This window comes from Mycobacterium shunyiense (genome assembly GCF_058270035.1).
On sequence record NZ_JBZDPT010000031.1, the window covers coordinates 341,774 to 358,799 of the forward strand.

At 65.2% G+C, this 17,026-nt stretch carries 17 protein-coding genes; 2 read left to right on the forward strand and 15 right to left on the reverse strand.

What is annotated here, in order from left to right; all coding sequences use genetic code 11:
• Positions 1-9: 9 nt before the first annotated feature.
• The 13 genes from AC4ELS_RS18780 to fadD5 form a co-directional block, all read right to left on the reverse strand.
• Positions 10-906 (reverse strand): mammalian cell entry protein, encoded by an 897-nt coding sequence (locus tag AC4ELS_RS18780; protein ID WP_498884583.1) that lies wholly within the window; start codon positions 904-906, stop codon positions 10-12.
• Positions 873-1,433 (reverse strand): Rv1363c family protein, encoded by a 561-nt coding sequence (locus AC4ELS_RS18785; protein ID WP_064881336.1) that lies wholly within the window; start codon positions 1,431-1,433, stop codon positions 873-875. The genes AC4ELS_RS18780 and AC4ELS_RS18785 overlap by 34 nt, the downstream gene beginning before the upstream one ends.
• Positions 1,430-2,407, reverse strand: coding sequence for an RDD family protein (locus AC4ELS_RS18790; protein ID WP_448444253.1), 978 nt, complete (start codon positions 2,405-2,407; stop codon positions 1,430-1,432). Before AC4ELS_RS18790 ends, AC4ELS_RS18785 begins: the two co-directional genes overlap by 4 nt.
• Complete coding sequence (locus tag AC4ELS_RS18795) at positions 2,404-3,048, reverse strand: Rv1363c family protein (protein ID WP_448444255.1); 645 nt, start codon at positions 3,046-3,048, stop codon at positions 2,404-2,406. The genes AC4ELS_RS18790 and AC4ELS_RS18795 overlap by 4 nt, the downstream gene beginning before the upstream one ends.
• A complete protein-coding gene (locus tag AC4ELS_RS18800) occupies positions 3,018-4,568 on the reverse strand; it encodes an MCE family protein (protein WP_064881334.1) in 1,551 nt (516 codons plus the stop codon). Before AC4ELS_RS18800 ends, AC4ELS_RS18795 begins: the two co-directional genes overlap by 31 nt.
• A 6-nt stretch (positions 4,569-4,574) precedes the next feature.
• Entirely contained in the window at positions 4,575-5,729 is a 1,155-nt protein-coding gene (locus AC4ELS_RS18805) for a virulence factor Mce family protein (protein WP_064881338.1), read from the reverse strand.
• Entirely contained in the window at positions 5,729-7,363 is a 1,635-nt protein-coding gene (locus AC4ELS_RS18810; protein WP_064881272.1) for a virulence factor Mce family protein, read from the reverse strand. The genes AC4ELS_RS18805 and AC4ELS_RS18810 overlap by 1 nt, the downstream gene beginning before the upstream one ends.
• Positions 7,364-7,372: 9 nt before the next feature.
• Positions 7,373-8,938, reverse strand: a complete 1,566-nt coding sequence (locus tag AC4ELS_RS18815; protein WP_448444258.1) for a virulence factor Mce family protein — start codon at positions 8,936-8,938, stop codon at positions 7,373-7,375.
• Positions 8,935-9,966 (reverse strand): MCE family protein, encoded by a 1,032-nt coding sequence (locus AC4ELS_RS18820; RefSeq protein ID WP_064881270.1) that lies wholly within the window; start codon positions 9,964-9,966, stop codon positions 8,935-8,937. The genes AC4ELS_RS18815 and AC4ELS_RS18820 overlap by 4 nt, the downstream gene beginning before the upstream one ends.
• Positions 9,963-11,192 (reverse strand): MCE family protein, encoded by a 1,230-nt coding sequence (locus AC4ELS_RS18825; protein ID WP_064881268.1) that lies wholly within the window; start codon positions 11,190-11,192, stop codon positions 9,963-9,965. The genes AC4ELS_RS18820 and AC4ELS_RS18825 overlap by 4 nt, the downstream gene beginning before the upstream one ends.
• 4 nt (positions 11,193-11,196) lie before the next feature.
• The gene (locus AC4ELS_RS18830) at positions 11,197-12,066 is read right to left on the reverse strand and encodes an MlaE family ABC transporter permease (protein ID WP_064881265.1); all 870 of its coding nucleotides are present in this window, start codon (positions 12,064-12,066) and stop codon (positions 11,197-11,199) included.
• 1 nt (position 12,067) lies between these two features.
• Positions 12,068-12,805 (reverse strand): MlaE family ABC transporter permease, encoded by a 738-nt coding sequence (locus tag AC4ELS_RS18835; protein ID WP_165610635.1) that lies wholly within the window; start codon positions 12,803-12,805, stop codon positions 12,068-12,070.
• Positions 12,806-13,111: 306 nt separating this feature from the next.
• Entirely contained in the window at positions 13,112-14,701 is a 1,590-nt protein-coding gene (gene fadD5 / locus AC4ELS_RS18840) for a fatty-acid--CoA ligase FadD5 (protein WP_448444262.1), read from the reverse strand.
• Positions 14,702-14,827: 126 nt separating this feature from the next.
• Here fadD5 and AC4ELS_RS18845 point away from each other — a divergent pair, with 126 nt between their 5' ends.
• Both AC4ELS_RS18845 and AC4ELS_RS18850 read left to right on the forward strand, forming a co-directional pair.
• Entirely contained in the window at positions 14,828-15,520 is a 693-nt protein-coding gene (locus AC4ELS_RS18845) for a GntR family transcriptional regulator (protein ID WP_498884588.1), read from the forward strand.
• A gap of 319 nt (positions 15,521-15,839) precedes the next feature.
• Positions 15,840-16,142 (forward strand): hypothetical protein, encoded by a 303-nt coding sequence (locus AC4ELS_RS18850; protein ID WP_499048591.1) that lies wholly within the window; start codon positions 15,840-15,842, stop codon positions 16,140-16,142.
• Here AC4ELS_RS18850 and AC4ELS_RS18855 read toward each other — a convergent pair.
• Positions 16,139-16,579 (reverse strand): SRPBCC family protein, encoded by a 441-nt coding sequence (locus AC4ELS_RS18855; protein ID WP_064878520.1) that lies wholly within the window; start codon positions 16,577-16,579, stop codon positions 16,139-16,141. The genes AC4ELS_RS18850 and AC4ELS_RS18855 overlap by 4 nt on opposite strands.
• On the reverse strand, positions 16,548-17,012 hold the full coding sequence (locus tag AC4ELS_RS18860) for an acyl-CoA thioesterase (RefSeq protein WP_064878522.1): 465 nt from the start codon (positions 17,010-17,012) through the stop codon (positions 16,548-16,550). The genes AC4ELS_RS18855 and AC4ELS_RS18860 overlap by 32 nt, the downstream gene beginning before the upstream one ends.
• Positions 17,013-17,026 lie beyond the last annotated feature (14 nt).

The following is a 17,026-nucleotide window of genomic DNA, read 5'->3' on the forward strand; positions in this document are numbered from 1 at the left end:
TCCTCGCCGCTACAGCTGCGGAGACAAGTCCAATTGGGTCAACGTGGGCATCTGGGTGATGCGCCAATCACCATCGGTGCGCTGCAACATCAGCCGGAACGACAAATACCGCAGCGACGGAACGTTTTTGGTGACCGGACTGGTCGACACCGTGTTGGTGTAGACGATCGCGGTGGCCTCATTGCGGCCGATCGTCTCCACCGCGGTGCCCATCACCTCGGTGTTGTTGGTGACCTGCGCCTGCTTGTTGGTGGGCACGAGGGTATCGATGAACTGCCGGTACTGGGCGGCGAAGTCGTTGGACAGGTACCGCTCGGCCCGATCGGGAAGAGTCTCGATGTTGTCCGGGTTGTAGGTCCACAACGTCGTGATGGCATCGGCCGACGTCCGCGCCACCTGAAGCTTGGTGGCCACCAGCGCCCGATCGGCCAGGTATGGCTGCAGCATCGCACCGCCGAAAGCCCCGGCCGCCACGAATACCGCCGCAGCGCCTGCGGCGACGTACGTCAGCCGCTTGCCGGCCTCGCGGTGCGGAACCAGTACCTCGTCCTCGACCGGCTCAGCGTCGGCAGCGTCGATGCCGGCTTCGGTATCCGACTCCTCCGTCGGCTCAGGTACAACGTCGACTTCGGGTTCTGGCTCGGCCTCGGCATCACCTTCGGCCTCGGTCACGGCCTTGCGGCGCGACTTACCCGTCGGGGTCCGACGTTCCGGAGCCGGCTCGGCCGTGGCTGTATCGTCCGCATCGTCGGTGTCGTCGGCGTCCTCGGATTCAGTCACGGGCTCTGAGACCGATTCCTCGACCACCGCTTCGGCACGGCGACGCCGACCGAAACGCATTCTGCGGCGCGGCTTGTCAGGCTCGCCGGTGGTCAGATCACCTGAATCAGCTGGCTGATCTTCCACTGCTGTCCTTCCCAAATCGTCGTCGCAATCCAGCGGCTACCGCTTTCGACCACGGACTTGCCGTCCGGAGATCGTGTGCTGATCTTGGTCGCGACCAGCACGTCGGCGCTGCCGTTGTCGTTCCATCTCTGAATGCCGGCATCGAGCACAGCACCCTCTGTCGGCTCCGCGCGTGCCACCTGAACGACGATCTCGTTCTGCTTCTCCTGGAACATCTTTCGGAAATCACCGGTCGCCTGCTCTTTGATGCGATCGGCGTAGTCGTTGGCGTGGAACGGATCCAGCGTCGTATAGACCGTCATGAACTCACGCACGTAATCGAGCGCACCGGCACTCTTGATCTCGGCACGGCGGTCGGATTCGTGACGCACCAGGATCAGGCTGCTGCCCACGATGGCGGCCGCGATGAGCAGGGCAGAGAGCATCCCGACGATCGGCAGACCCCAACGGATGGGTTCCTTGGGCTCCTTCGGTTCGACGGCGAAGTAGTCAGGCTGACCCGGCTCGATCCGGCGACGCGGGCTCACTGTCCCCCTCCGCTCAGTACCGGCCGCTTGAGCACCGTCAGGTTGTCGACCAGCCAATGATCGCCGGACTTCTTGAACTCCACCCGCACCGTCGCGGTGATGAACTTCAACTCCTGCGGATTGGTGCCGCGTTGACCCTGCAGCGCCACCAGCATGGTCGCCGCATTCTTCGTCACGCCGGGTAGCACCGCACTGCTCACGGCCCAGTAGTCGTTGGTCGTCGGTCCGGCTTTACGCACCGCGTCCTGCTGGGCAACCAGCTGCTGGCGGTAGTTGTCGGTGGTCAGCGCCTGTGCCTTGCTGAAATCCGCATCGACGGAATCCACCCCGTAGCTGAGTAGTTCCTCGACGATGCGCGGCCCCTGCTCGGCGATCTGCGCGCGGGACTGATCCACGGCCCGGTCCTGCCGGTACACCAGCAGATAGCCCAGCCCCACAGCGATTCCGCTGAGCAGCGCAAGCGTCAGCAACATCGCTCCGACGCGGCGGCGGACGTCGGACTCAGGCCGGTCGACGCGACGCACCTCGGTGCGGGTCAGCAGATCGGCGAACGTCCGGTGCCGCGAATCCCACAGCGGCCACAGCCAGCCCACGAACACGGCCGCGGTATCCAGCAGATGCGCGAGATCGCGCAGCAGCAGCCGCCCTAGACCGGCATCGCCGGCCGAGGACACCACCCGGATGCCGAACACCGATCGGCCCGGGCTCCAGCCGGTCAACGCCGGCAACAGAATGCGATTCACACAAGAAACGGCCACCAGCAGGACCAGCCCGCCCGCGTATACCGCCCACCACAACCACTTGCCCAGGTCCGTGCCCTGGGCGACCAGCGTCGCCGTCACGATCAAACCGGCGGGCGCCAGCACATCGATGGCGAACGCCCCGGCCCGCGCCGGCCACGACGCCAACCGCACCCCGTCCGTTCCGGCGCCCTCGGCGGCCACCGGTCCGGCGTTGTCCAGCACAGCGGTCACGACGACGTGACCTGGTCGAGCCGCGCGACCTTGTAGTTGCCGTCCTCGGCGCGGGCCATCTTCACCCGCAGCCGATAACCCTGCTCTTCATCGGACTTCTCGCTGTTGGTGACCAGCACCCGCACCGCGACCAGCAGGTCCATCGACCCGTCGTCGTTGTGCTTCTCCACGGCCGCCCGCAGATCCGAAACCTTCACCTGCACGTTGGCGGCCTGATAGGCGTCGAGCAGCATGCCGCTGTAGAGGCCGGCCTGCGCGCCGAAGTCACCGGTCGCACATTCGATGATCTTGGTCTGGGCCTCGATCATCGCCTGGGTGTTGGGGGCCTGCGTGGCGGTCACACAGTCCTTGGCCGCCTGCAGGGCCTCGGCCTCGTCGCTGGCGATCCGTTCACTGTCCTGATGCGCACGCAGTGCCAGGTAGCCGCCGACACCGGCGGCCCCGGCCAAGACCAGCAGCCCGGCAAGGATCGCCGCCATCCAGCCCCGCCCGAGCCGGGAAGGCCGCGCTGCGGCCTCCTCGGCGTCCGTGGCTGAGATCGGATCAGTGATCTCGGTGACGGCCTCCGCTTGCGGTTCGGTGGTGTGGGGGTCCTGCTGGTCGGCGAGGTTCAGCTGGCTGGCGCCAGCATCTCCTTCCATCCGTCATCTCCTGGTTTATTCGAGTTGGTGACGGAGTACTTCACACCGCCGGGACCGACCACCTCGCCGCTGGACGGACTATAGGTGGCGGTCGAACCTGCTGCCGGAGTGTAGATGCAGGGGTTCGGCTGCTGTCCACTACAACTCACATTGCCACCCCGCGGCGCGGTCAGCGGATCGCTGCGCATCGCCGTTGATTCCGGTGGTGGAAGCTGACTTGCCGGCAACGGGTTCATCCCATTATTCACCGAAGGCGCGGGAATGACCCGGCCCGGATCGACGGGCTGATCGCAGCGCGCGGCCGGAGCCGGGCAGTTGCGGATCTGATTCGGGTCGCCGTACCACGGGTTGGTGCCCAACGGCTGGTAAGGCTCGTCGCTACGGCACTCCGAGGGCGAGGCGGCCCGCTTACCGGGCACATCGGCACACGGGTAGTTACGCGCACCACGCACCGCGTTCGGCGCGTCCTTGGGGATCTTGCAGTACAGGCCTTCAGGCAGCGGAGCCGTGGACGTGTCCGCGGGCGAACGCCACTGCGAGGCCGGCAGGAACCCGGTCAGGCACGGCGGCGGCATGTTGATGCCGAGACCGAAGTGCAGCAGGCCCTTGGGCGCGAAGATCGTCGCGGTCTGGGCGACGGCACCACCCTGGGGCAGTGCCACCAGCACCTGCTCGACGTTCTTGTTGTAGCGCTTGAGCATGTCGATGACGATTTCCAGGTTCGCCAGCGTCTGCGGCAAGGACTCCTGGACGTCTCCGAACACCGAGTTCAGCTGGTCGGCCGTCGGTGCCGCCTGCTGGAGACCGCCACGCAACGCGGCATCGTTCTGAGCGCTCTGGGCGGCCAGCGTGTTCAGGTTCTTGGCCCACCGCGAGATCGCGTCACCCGAATTCACCTGGCTGTCGATGATCGGCCCGGAGTTCTCCACGATGTCGTTGACCGCACCGATGTTGTCCTTGAAGTCACCGGCGATCGCCTGGGTGGAATCGACCAGATGCTGCAGTGACGGCCCGAGCCCGCCGACCGCTGTGGCCGTCTCGTCCAGCAGCGTCGCGATCTTCTCCTTCGGCAGCGCCGCCAAGCCCTTCTGCGCGGCGTCGAGCGACGGGCCCACCTCGGCGGGCACGGTGCCCTTCTGGATCGTGTCGCCGCTGCGGAAGTACTCCTTCGCGCCGTCCTTGGAGACCAGGTCGATGAACTGCTCACCGACCGCCGACACCGAGTGCACGTTGGCGCTCGCGTCGATCGGCACCCGGAACTGGTTGTAGATGTCCATCTTGACGTGGGCGCCCTGCTCGGTGGGCTCCACCGAGGTCACCTTGCCGATCGTGGTTCCGCGATAGGTCACGTTGGCGGTGGCGTACAGACCGCCCGAGTTCGGGAGATTGGCGTTGAGTTGGTACATCCCGACGCCGGCCCAGGTCGGCAACCGCAGGTAGACCAATGCCAGCACGACCAGTGCTATCACCGTCAACACAGTGAACAGAACGAGCTGCATCTTGATGAAGCGGGTCAGCAACATGTCTCACTCCCCCCTTTCCACAAGCGGGCCGCCAGGTGCGTCGTGCGGGTTCGGCGTGAACCGGACATCCGGAATCATCGTCGACGGATCACGTCCCCAGGCCTGTTCAAGCGCACGGAGCATGCCCGAGACACCGGTACCGGACAGGAACGCGTTGTCCACCGAGCTCAGCGTCAGGTCGATCGTCAGCGACACGTTGATGTAGTCGCCGCGCACCGCCTTCGGGATGTTCTCGATGTTGAACGGCACCGTGAGGATCAGCTTGAGCGCCTCGACCAGGTACGGGGCCGAACGGGCCAACTGCTTGAGCGGCCGCTGCAGGTTCTGCAGGTTGGTGTGCAGGTTGGCGTTGCTGTTCGACAACGTGTCGTCAGCGGCCTTCGACAACCGGCCCAGCGAGGTCACCGCGTCGGCGAACAAATCGCGTGTGTCGGCGAAATGCTGGATCAGCGGCGGGAACTCGGTCAGCACCCGATCCAACGTGTCGTTGCGCGCGGCAACGATGTTCAACAGCCGGTTGGTCGAATCGATCGCCCGGGTGATGTCGTTGCGCTGCTGATTGAGCTCGTCGGTGAACGTGTCGAGCCGGCCCAGGAAGTCGCGGATCTGATCGGCACGACCGTTGAGGATGTTGAACACCTCGGTCTGGATGGTCTCGATGTTCGGGATGCCGCCGCCGGTCAGGATGCCGGAGATACCGGCCAGCGTCCGCTCGATCGTCGGGTACGCCGACGACTGCGACAACGGGATGGTGTCCCCGCTGCGCAGCATCTCCTTGGACGGGTCCTTGTCCGGCGGGTTGAGCTCCACGTGCTGCGAACCCAGCAAGCTGGTCTGGCCGATCTTGGCCAGGGTGTTCTTCGGCAGCTCGATGCCCGGCTCCAGGTCGACGGTCAACGTCGGAGTCCAGTTGATCAGCTCGATCTTGCGGACCCGGCCGACGAACACGTCGCGCACCCGCACCCGGCTGTTGGCGTTGAGCGCCAACGTCTCCGGCATCTGCACGTAGAGCGTGGTGCGGCCGGACTCGGTGCCCGGCCCACCCGGCAGCGGCACGTTGGCGACGCCGCGCCACTGCCCACACGAGGTGAGGATCAGCGCAGACGCCGACAACACCGCGACGCGTCTACCGACGCGACCCAAGCTACGTGTCTTCATTAGCCCTGTCCTCCGACCTCGGCGGGCAACGCCGGTCCGGCGGGAGCCGGAGCCGGAGCGGCCGGTGCGGGACCCGACATCGGGTCACCCGGGATCACACCCGGTGCAGGCACCGGCGGCGGTCCGGGCTGCGGGTACCACGGCGGCGGCAGCGGATTGGTCTCGTTGTACGAGTTCGGCGGTCCGGGCAGGTTGCCTCCCGGAGGAGCCCCGAACGCCGGCGGGGCCGGCGGGGCCACGATGTCCGGGCCGCCCATCAACTCGGACAACGATTCCGGCGTCAGCATCTGCTGCGTGGCCGGCTGCACCTGCACACCCTGCATGCCCGGCGCCACGGTCCAGCCCGGCTCATGGTTGCCGTGCGAGAACAACGTGTCGCGCGACCAGATACCGGGGACGGTGGTGTCCTTGTAACCGCCCGGCGGCTGCAGACGCGGATCCGAGTAGGAGATCTGCTTGGGCAGCGTCATCGCGGTGTTGGCCAGGTTCTGGCCGAACGGCAGGAAGTTGAACTTGATCGCGTCGAGGATCGGCGCCAGGTACTGCGCGCACAACTCGGCCGAATCCTGGTAGCCCAACCGGCTGCCCGCCTGGATCGAACTGCAGATGAACTGCAGCGGGTTGGAGAAGTTGGTCAGGCCCGGCAGAACCGGCAGACCCACGATGCCACCCTGATTGGGCGAGACGATGTTGAGCACGTTGGCGGCCAGGTTCGGGTAGGCATGCAGACCCGTCTCCAGACCGTTGCGTGGCTCGGGCTGCAGGATCGCCGTCGTCGCCTCCGACAGGTTGTTCACGTCGTGAGTGAGCACGCCGCCGTTCTTGTCGAGGAACTCACGGGTGGTCTTGAGCACCTTGTTGAGATCCTGCAGGGCCGTTGCCAACTCCTGATCGGTGTTGGTGAACGAGTTGGTGAACTGCGCCAGATCGTTGTTGAGCGCCACGAACTGCTGATCGCTCTTGTGCAGGGCGTTGACGAACAACGCCAGGCTCTTGACCACCTGGAAGAAGTCGCCGCGACCCTGGTTCAGCGTGGTCAGCGCCTCCGACAACCCGTTGAGGGTGCGGTTCAGCTGTTCACCCTTGCCCTGGAAGCCGTCGGCGAAGGACTCGATGATGTCGCCGAACGGACCCCTGGGCTGTTCGGCCGTCGGGCCCAGATCGTCGAGCAGACGCGTGATCTGGTTACGCAACTCGTCGTACTCGACCGGAATCTGGGTGTTCTCGATCGGGATCACCGCGTTGTTCTGCAACCGGGGTCCACCGGTGTAGGGCGGGGACAGCTGGATGACGCGCGAGGCCACCAGGCTGGGGTTCAGCACGGATGCCGTGACGTTCTCCGGCACCTTGTACTTGTTGCTGACGTGGAAGACGACCTTCATCTTGTCGCCGTCGGTCTCGATGCTGTCGATCGCGCCGACCTTGACACCCATGATGAGCACCTTGTCGCCGGGATACAGCGCAAGGACCTCGGGGAAGTACGCGGTGACCGTGGTGTTGGTCATCTTCTTGTACAGGCTCAGGCCGAAGTAGCCCAGCACCAGGGCAGCCACCACCGCCAGCGCACCGACGATGACAGATGCCCGTGATGCCTTGGGCAACTTGATGTTTCGAACGTTGAAAACTGTTGACATGTTTGCGGCCTATCCCTGCGACCCGGGCGGAAGGAACGGCGGGTTACCCGGAAGCGGCGGTGTACCCGCCGGCCCCGCGTCCGGCCCCGGTCCCGGTGGTGCCGGAGGAGCGTTCAGCGGTCCCGGGTGCGGTGCGTAACCCGGGATGGGTCCCGGTGCCACCGGCAACGGGGCGATCGGAACGGTCCGGGCTCCCGGCGGGCCGGGGAGCAGATCAACCGGCGCACCCGGCTGATCCGGGGGCATCTGACCGGGGATGGCCGCACTGGGCACACCCGGCGAATGCGCGATGCCGTCAGGATTCGGCGCCGAGGTTGCGAGGTCCGGCGGACCGTACTCCGGGCCACCGAACGGACCCTGGGTGGCCGCCGCGCACGGCATCGGGTTGCCCGGCGACGGGATTCCGGCCGCGGTCGGCGTGTACGAGCACGGCGACCCGGGCGGGACGGCAGGTCCCGGATGCTCCGGGGTGCCTTCCAGCGGTGTCGGGGCCGACGGCGGAGCACCGTTCTCGAACCGCTTGCCGTTGGGATCGGGGAACCGCGCCGAGGGCAGGCCGGCGTTGCGCCAGAACTCCTCCGGGTCGATGCCGCGCTTCTTGAACGCGGAATCGACGAACGGCTGCAGGATCTGCGGCGGGATCAGGTTGACCAGCATCACCTTGAAGTACGGGCCGGAGGCCAGCGCCTCGGCGAGTGACGTGATGAACTTGCCCGCCACGGTCAGCGTGTCGGCCAGATCCTGCTTGCGCTCGACCAGCAGATCGCTGACCGTCCGCAGCTGCTCCAGCACGTGGTTGAGGTTCGGGTTGTCGTTGATCAGACCCTCGACCTGACGCGACACCGACGAGACCCGCTCCAACAGCATGCTCACGGCCTGGCCGCGCTCGTTGACCGCGGCCAACAGGGTCTGGGCGTTCACCAGCAGCTGATTGACCTGCGTGCTGCGGTCACCGAGGATCGTCGCCACCTTGTTGGCGTTGGCCAGCAGCTTCTTGACATCCTCATCGCGCTTGCCGATGGTCTCGGAGAACTTGGCCACCCCGTCCAGCGCGGCACTCAGGTGCGGCGAGGTCTGATCGACGGTCTCCGACAGGACATTCAGCGAATCCTTGACCGACTTGGTGTCCCAACCCGACGCGTTGCGCGTGACATCGAGGAATGCGTCGTAGATCTGGTACGGCGTCGTCGTCTGGCCCAGCGGCAACATCCCGCGCGGCGGCAGCGTCTGGCTGCCGCGCGGCTGGATCTCGATGTTCTTACGACCCAGGATCGTGTCGGTACGGATCGCCGCACGGCTCTCGGTACCGATCGTCTTCCCGCCAAGGGTGTAGCCGATCTCGACCTTGTCGCCATTGATGTCCATGCTCTTGACCGTGCCGACATCCATACCGGCGATGCGGACCTTGTCGCCCAGGCTCAGGCCCCCGGTATCGGAGAACTGGCCGTAGTACGTCGGGACCGCGAACAGCATCGGCACACTCGTCAGCGTCGAACCGACGCCGATCACCAGCGCCACCACCGCAACACCCATCAGGCCTTTGCGGAAGCGGTCGGAACCTTGCAGTGTCCTCATCGCGGCGTGCACCTCCCCGACGGCTGTGAAGCGAGTCTGACGGTTCGGACGGGCCCGCCCGGCTGCAACCCGTTGAGCTTCAACGAAAGGTCGCAGGCATAGAAGTTGAAGAAGTCACCGTAGATACCACCGGCACGTCCGATGATCTTCAACGCCTGGGGGAACTGCACCAGGATGTCATTCAGCTGCTGCTTCTGGTCGATCAGCGGCTGCTGGATGACCTCGAGCTGACCGATGGTGTCCTTGAGCAGCGGGCGGTTGTCCCCCAGCAGATCTGCCAGTGAACCGGCCGCGTTGCTGATGTTGGCCACCGAGGCTCCGATCGGATCGGCGCGGTTCTTCAGCCCCGTGACCAGCGTCTCGAAGTTCTTCAGGGTGTCGTTGAACTGCTGCTGATGCGCCACGGTGGTGTCCAGCACGATGTTCAGGTTCTTGATCACCTCGCCGATCGCCTGATCCCGGTCGGCGATGCTCTGGGTGAGCTGCGCGGTCTGGTCCAGGATGTCGTTGATGGTGCCGCCCTGGCCCTGGAAGATCGTGATGATCGACTGGGAGATGGTGTTGACCTTCTCCGGGCTCAGCGACTGGAACAGCGGACGGAAGCCACCGACGAGCGCGTCGAGGTCCAGAGCCGGCTCGGTGCGCTCCAGCGGAATGGTGCTGCCGGGAGCGATCTTCGTGTTGCTCTCGCCCCGCTTGAGTTCCAGATAGCGGTTACCGATCAGGTCCTGGTAGCGGATCGCGGCCGTGGTCTCCTCGAACAGCGGCAGCGACTTCTCGACGTTGAACGTGACCTCGGCCTGCTGGCCACCGTTGACCAGCTTCACGGCCGAGACCTTGCCGACCTCGACACCGGAAGCCCGGACGAACTGCCCGGTGCGCAACCCGCTGACGTTCTTGAAGATCGCCGAGTACTCGGAGGTCCGGTTGAACCGGATCTGGCCGAAGACCACGAAGATGATCGCAGTGAAGGTGAGCAGCACCAGTGAGAAGATGCCGAGCTTGATAAGCGTGCCCTTGATGCTCATGGGTTGATCGTGTTCTCCCCCACTTGGCGTCCCCACACATACTCGGCGACGAGAGGTTGCCCCAGCTCGAGGTGGTTGTACGGCGCGATCGATGCTCCGGTGTCCATCACCAGGTACGGCATGGGCCACAGGTCCTTTGTGATCGGCTGCCAGCAGCCGGGCCGGCCCTCGGGCCCACCCTTGGCGTTGACCCGCGGCAGGTTGTCGGGATAGACGTACGGGTTGCCCACGCCCATCACCAGCGACTGGGTCTGCAGCGAGTAGCCGTTACCACCAAGTGCGCCTGCGAGTTTCGGGCCGGCGTCGTGGTAGTTGCGGATCGTGCAGAACAGCGCCGGGCTGTACTTGTCGAGCAGTGCCGAGGTGGGCAACAGGTCCTGGGCGCCGCGGACCAGGTACGGGCCGCCGCGCTCGAAGATGTCGCCGCCGGTGTTGCCGAAACCGACCGCAGCCACCAACGCCTGGTCCAGATTGCCGCGCTGCTCGTTGAGGGTGCGGGCGGTGGTGACGGCGTTGGTCAGACCGTCGAACAGGTCCGGTCCTGCGTTGGCGTAGACCTCGCCGAGGTCGGCCAGACCGGCGATGTCGCGACGGATCTGGGGCATCCGCGGATTGAGATCCGAGAGGATGTCGTTGCCGTTGACGATCGACTGGCCGAACTTGTCCCCCAGCCCGTCGAGGGCCTGCGCGGTCGCCGTCAGCGTCTGGTTCAGCTTGATCGGGTCGATCTGCTCGGAGATCGCGGTGATCGTTTCGAACAGCGTGTTGAACTCCGTCGTCACACCCTGCGCCCGGATCGGCGTGGAGGGCGACAAGCGCTCCGACGACGGGTTCGGCGGCGACAGGAACGAGATGTACTTGTTGCCGAACACCGTGGTGGCCCGCAACTCTGCGCTCACGTTCTCCGGGATCAGCTTCAGATACTGGGGTTTGACGTCCAGGATCAGCTTCGCCTCGGGGTTGTTGTCGACGGTGACGACGTCGATCGAGGCCAGTCGCCCGATGGGCACCCCGTTGAAGGTGACCTTCGAACCCGGGTCCATCGACAGACCGGCCCGACCCGACAGCACGGTCAGCTGTGTCTTCTTCTCGAACGTTCCGCGGAACTGCATCCACGTCAACGCGAAGACCACCATGGTGACGAGGGCGAGGATCAAGCCGGCCAGCTTGTACGGCGGGACCTTCGGCTTGTTCAAGGGCGCGTGCGGCACTGCAGGCTGGGTCATGCCGCTACACCGTGAGGTTGAAGTTGGGGTCGGTGCCGTAGAGCGCCAACGATGCCAACAGGACCACCAACACGATTGCGATCAACGAGGTTCGCATCGACCTCCCTACTGCCTCACCCACACCGACGGCACCGCCACTGGCGTAATAGCCGAAGTAGCAGTGGTTCAACATGACCACGATCGACATGACGATGACCTGAAGGAAGGACCACATCACGTCGTCGACGCGTAGGAACGTATGGAAGTAGTGCTCATACGTACCGACTGACTGCGAGTAGAAGACCGTCGTGACGAACTGCGCAGACAGGAAGGACAGCAGGACCGCCCCGGCGTACAGCGGGATGATGACGATCGAGCCGGCGATCAGGCGAGTCGACACCAGGTACGAAATCGACCTGATACCCATGACTTCCAGTGCATCGACCTCTTCGCTGATCCGCATGGCACCAAGCTCTGCGGTGGCACCGGCGCCGACTGTCGAAGCCAGGGCCTGACCCGTGACCACCGGGGCAACGACGCGGATGTTTGCCAACGCGGCGAAGAAGCCGGTGAAGGCCTCGACACCGATATTGCCCAGGGATGCGAAGCCCTGAATGGCGATCAAGGAGCCGGCCGACAGCGTGACGAAACCGATGATGGCCACGGTGCCGCCGATGACGGCCATGGCGCCGGTACCCATACCGATCTCGGCGACCAGGCGCAGGGCCTCACGGCGATAGTGCCGGAACGCATGCGGGATGGAGCCGATGGCCTGGACGACGAACCACGCGACGTGGCCCATGCTGTCGAGGAACCGGGCCGGAGTGCCCGCGATGTCCGAGGTGCGCGAGAACGCCCGGGGGAACCGGGAGCGAAGAACTGTTGCAGTACTCATGTCAGTGCCCTGTCCCGAACCGCACACCGATGGTGGTGAGCACGACGTTGACTGCGAACAATGCCACCACGCACAACACCAGGGTCTCGTTCACCGCGGTACCGACGCCCTTGGAGCCACCGGCCACCGTCAGGCCCCGGTAGCAGCCGACGAGTCCGGCGATCAGGCCGAACAAGGTTGCCTTGATGACCGAGATCATCACCTCGGGGAATCCGGTGAGCAGGGTCAGGGTGGACACGTACGCACCGGCGGACACGTTCTGGACGTACACGCCGAAGAAGAAGCCACCGATGAGGCCGATGGTGATGACCGCACCGTTGAGCATGAAAGCGACGAATGTGGAGGCCACCACGCGCGGGACGACCAGCCGCTCGATCGGGTCGATGCCGAGCACCTCGAGCGCGTCGATTTCTTCACGCACGGTGCGGGCTCCGAGGTCTGCGCAAATTGCGGTCGACCCGGCGCCGGCCACCACGAGCACGGTCACCAGCGGACCGAGCTGCGTCACCGCGCCGAGGGCCGCGCCCGCGCCTGAAACATCGGCTGCACCGAACTCCGCCAACAGGATGTTGAGGGTGAAGATGATGAGCACGGTCAGCGGGATCGACACCGCGAGCGTTGGCAGGAATGCCACGCGGATCAGGAACCAGCTCTGAAGCACGAATTCCTTCCACTGGAAAGGCCGTGTGAGAAAGGCCTTTCCAGTGAGCACAGTCATCTTGAAGAAGCCACCGACCATAGCCAGCGGCTTCTCCAATTGACCACGTACGTAGCCGACGAGCCCGTCGGCGGGCGCCGTCACCGGTGCGCCCCCTGGACGTGTCGCACGCCCCCTCCTCGTCGCCTGTCAGCTTGTGTGATCCGTCTCTCCCTACTCGCGAGTAGTAATTGAGACCACCGGACTGTACCCGATGGAAACCGGGCCGTGCACTGCATCGGGTGGATTGTGCCATCAACCGTTAACAAGGGCGTGCAAAGACAGCAAACTTTCCCCGCGACCTGCAGAAACCCGTTGACGCGGAGTTACTTTCGTAAACGTCAACCGCTACTGGACGTTGATCGGAGAACCGAACCGCTCCCGGAGTTCGGTCTTGAGTACCTTGCCCGACGGGTTGCGGGGCAAAGCGTCGACGATCTCGATCGCCTTCGGGTGCTTGTAGCGCGCCAGGCGCTCGGTGAGGAAGCCGTCGAGATCCCCGAGGTTCAGTGCATCGCCTCGACTCAAAGCAACCACCGCAACCGGAACTTCGCCCCACTTCTCGTCGTGGCGCCCGATCACCGCGACCTCGGTGATGGCGGGGTGCCCGGCCAGAACGTTCTCGACCTCGGCGCAGTAGATGTTCTCGCCGCCGGAGATGATCATGTCCTTCTTGCGGTCGACAACCCAGATGTAGCCCTCCGCATCCTGGCGCACCAGATCGCCCGAGTGGAACCAGCCGCCGGCGAACGCCTCGGCGGTGGCCTTCGGGTTGTTCCAGTAGCCCGCCATCAAAGTCGGGGCGCGGTAGACGATCTCACCGACGTCGCCGACCGGGACGTCGTTCATGTTCTCGTCCACGATGCGGGCCGAAACGGTGGGGATCACCTGACCGACCGAGCCCAGCTTCCGAATTGCGTCGTCTGCCAACAACATGCAGGTGACCGGGGACATCTCGGTCTGCCCGAACGCAGCGAGGATCTGGCTGCCCGGGAACGTCTCGGCCATTGCGCGTAGCAACGTGTCCGACGCCGGCGCAGCACCCCACGACAGCGACCGCAGGCACAGGTCGCGCGGATTGGCTTTCTGCTCGGCACAAACCGCCTGCCACTGCGCGGGCACCAGGAAGATCGCGGTGACCTTCTCTGCCGCGAGTACGTCGAGCAACGCACCCGGGTCGAACGCGCCGAGCGGATAGATGACCGTCGGCAGGCCGAGGGTCAGACCTGTGTTCACGTTTCCGGCGACACCGGCGATGTGGAACAGCGGGACCCCGATGAAGCCGACGTCGTTGTTGATGTCGACACCGGTGGTGAAGAGGTTGGTCATGCCCTGTCCGACCAAGTTGTTGTGCGTCAGCACCGCACCCTTGGGCCGGCCGGTGGTGCCGGAGGTGTACATGATGAGCGCCGGGGCATCGCTGGGGATGTCGACCGGTTCGACGGGCGGGCCGTCTTCGGCGATCAGGTCCTCGTAGCCGAGGACGCCTTCTTCTGTGGGGGCGTCGGCCACGATGACCGTTGACAGCGTGGCATCGAGATCGCGCACCGCCGTGGCGACTCCGGCGAGCACGGGCTCGGTGACGATGACGCGGGCCTCGCAGTCGCTGACCAGGAACGCCACCTCGGGCGGGGTCATCCGGAAGTTCACCGGCACTGCGATCGCGCCGAGCTTGTTGGCCGCCAGCATCGCCTCGATGAACTCGGGGCGGTTCAGCATCAGGATCAGCACGCGGTCGCCGAAACCGATCCCGCGCCGGCTCAGGGCGCCGGCCAACCTGGTCACCCGGTGGTCGAGCTCGCGCCACGTGGTGGTGTGCCCCAGGAAGCGCAGGGCCGTCTTTTCGGGCTGCATCAGGGCATGCCGGGTCAGTTGGTTGGCCCAGTTCTGACGACGGGCCAGGTATGGCTGCTCAGTGGGGAACGGCTCGGCAGTCAACGGATCTGTACTCCATGGGTATTGAGTTGCACGAATTTTATATTTGATCAAACATGGGGTTGCCCCGGTCACACTATGGCCTCGGCGCCTCGGCGACAAGCCCACCAGAAAGGCGACCGGATTCGCGTGAATGCACCTGCCAGAACGGCCGTGCAACGTCGTCGCGGAGGGCGGCGCGAGCAACTTTCCGACGAGGTTGCCGCCCAACTGCGCGCCGAGATCATGACCGGCGTACTACGCCCCGGGACGTTCATCCGGCTCGACGAGACCGCGGCGGCACTCGGAGTCAGCATCACCCCGGTGCGGGAGGCGCTGCGCACGCTCCGCGGTGAGGGCATGGTGCAGTTGGAGCCGAACCGCGGACACGTCGTGGTGCCACTGACCCGCGCCGACGTCGAGGACATCTTCTGGCTGCAGGCCACCATCGCGCGAAAGCTGGCCGCCACCGCCACAGCACGCATCACCGCGGCCCAGATCGACGAGCTGGAGCAGCTCAACGCCGACCTCGCCGCGGCGGTCAAGGAGCAGGATCCGGTGGCGATCTCGTCAGCCGAGTTCACCTTCCACCGGGCCTTCAACCACGCCAGCGGCCGGATCAAGCTGGCCTGGTTCCTGCTGCATGTCGCGCGGTACCTGCCCGCGCTGATCTACTCGACCGATCCGAAGTGGGGCACCGAAGCCGTCGAGAACCACCGGCTCCTGATCGATGCGCTGCGCCGGCGCGATGCGGAGGCCGCGGTGGAGCTCAACGCCAACCAGTTCACCGACGCCGCCCAGCGGCTGATCACGCGGCTGAACGAGATCGGGATGTGGGACTGAGGACTCCGAGCCGGGCCGGCTGTGTGTCCGCGTCGGCGTGTCGGCCCGGGAAACCAGTGTTCGACCTGCCCGCCTACGAGCGACAATCCAGCGACAATCGCCTCACACACATCGTCAGCATCGGCGGTCACATCAACGATCAATACATGCGCCACTCCAGGTCAAACCAGCCTCGCGTGTAACAGAAATCGGGTTGCCGTGGCGCATGATGCCCCCGTGGCGATTGTCGCTGGATTGTCGCTAACAGTCGGGCACATCGGATATCCCCCGGAAATCCGGGACCGGCATGATTGTCAGACCCCCTTGGCACCGTGACTCCATGGCGGACAAACTCCTGCTGCGGGGCACCAACCTTCGTTACGTGCTCACCATTCAGCTGCTGCAATGCGGCCCACAATCGGTCGCCGACCTGGTCGATGCCCTCGCGGATCAGGGATTCACGACCTCGGGGCGCACATCGAAGGCGATCTCCGACGCCCTGCGCTGGGAGATGAGCCACGGCCGCGTCTACCGGGTCAGGCACGGCCGCTATCGCCCCGCCGAGATGCCGCGAGCCACCGAGTACCGCATCCGCAATCGCGTGCTGGAACTCCGTGCGGCGGCGGCGGACCGTGCGGCCTAGGCGGACAGTTCCTTCACCCTGGTGACGAGTGCGTTGGCCAGGTGGTCCAGCGTGTCGCCGATGAGCTTCTTGACCATCATCGCCGGGATCGGCAGCTTGACCTCGACCTCGAGATCGACCTGAAGCAGCGTGCTGTCCGGCCCCAAAGGAACGACGGAGAAGCGCTGTTCCTGCTTGGTGAAGTGGTCGCCCTGCTGCAGCACGGTGAAGATCTGGTTCTCGGCCGGGTAGTAGACAGCGTTGATGAAGACGCCGGACTGACCCTGGATCTCGACGTCGAGCCGCAGCTGGCTGGGCCGGCCGTCGTCGTAACGGGCCAAGATCCAGCAGCCCTTGATCTCGGGGTTCCACTGCGGATAGGCCTCGAAATCGCCGACGATCGCCATGATCTTCTCGGCAGGGGCATCAACCTCGACGGTCTTGCTCACGAGTGGCATCCGGCGAGCATATCGACTGCAACAGATCGCGGATCACGTCGGGAATCGGTACCGGACGTCGTGAGGTCCGATCGACATAGACATGTACCCAATGGCCGACCGCCGCGACCGGCCCGTCCGGCTCGAAGAGCCCGAGTCGGTAGGTGACGCTGCTGTTCCCCAACCGGGCCACCGCCAGACCGACCACCAGCGGGTCCGGGAACTTCAGCTCCGCGAAGTAGCGGCACCCGGACTCGGCGACTACGCCGAGCCAGGACGCGGTGACCGGATCGACGTTGCAGTTGGTGTTGATCCAGGCGTTGATCGCGGTGTCGAAGAGCTCGTAGTACACCGCGTTGTTGAGGTGGCCGAACATGTCGTTGTCGGTCCAACGGGTCAGCACCGGCCAGTGCAGCGGGAAGTCCTCGGGGGTCAATTCAGCTCCGTCGGTCATTCCGGCAGTCTGAC

Bases quoted from the DNA above. Each gene is read 5' to 3' on its own strand.
- AC4ELS_RS18795 (WP_448444255.1), bottom strand. From the start codon at position 3,048: ATGGAAGGAGATGCTGGCGCCAGCCAGCTGAACCTCGCCGACCAGCAG.
- AC4ELS_RS18805 (WP_064881338.1), bottom strand. From the start codon at position 5,729: ATGAAGACACGTAGCTTGGGTCGCGTCGGTAGACGCGTCGCGGTGTTG.
- AC4ELS_RS18810 (WP_064881272.1), bottom strand. From the start codon at position 7,363: ATGTCAACAGTTTTCAACGTTCGAAACATCAAGTTGCCCAAGGCATCA.
- AC4ELS_RS18815 (WP_448444258.1), bottom strand. From the start codon at position 8,938: ATGAGGACACTGCAAGGTTCCGACCGCTTCCGCAAAGGCCTGATGGGT.
- AC4ELS_RS18820 (WP_064881270.1), bottom strand. From the start codon at position 9,966: ATGAGCATCAAGGGCACGCTTATCAAGCTCGGCATCTTCTCACTGGTG.
- AC4ELS_RS18825 (WP_064881268.1), bottom strand. From the start codon at position 11,192: ATGACCCAGCCTGCAGTGCCGCACGCGCCCTTGAACAAGCCGAAGGTC.
- AC4ELS_RS18830 (WP_064881265.1), bottom strand. From the start codon at position 12,066: ATGAGTACTGCAACAGTTCTTCGCTCCCGGTTCCCCCGGGCGTTCTCG.
- AC4ELS_RS18835 (WP_165610635.1), bottom strand. From the start codon at position 12,805: ATGGTCGGTGGCTTCTTCAAGATGACTGTGCTCACTGGAAAGGCCTTT.
- AC4ELS_RS18850 (WP_499048591.1), top strand. From the start codon at position 15,840: ATGGCGGACAAACTCCTGCTGCGGGGCACCAACCTTCGTTACGTGCTC.
- AC4ELS_RS18855 (WP_064878520.1), bottom strand. From the start codon at position 16,579: ATGCCACTCGTGAGCAAGACCGTCGAGGTTGATGCCCCTGCCGAGAAG.
- AC4ELS_RS18860 (WP_064878522.1), bottom strand. From the start codon at position 17,012: ATGACCGACGGAGCTGAATTGACCCCCGAGGACTTCCCGCTGCACTGG.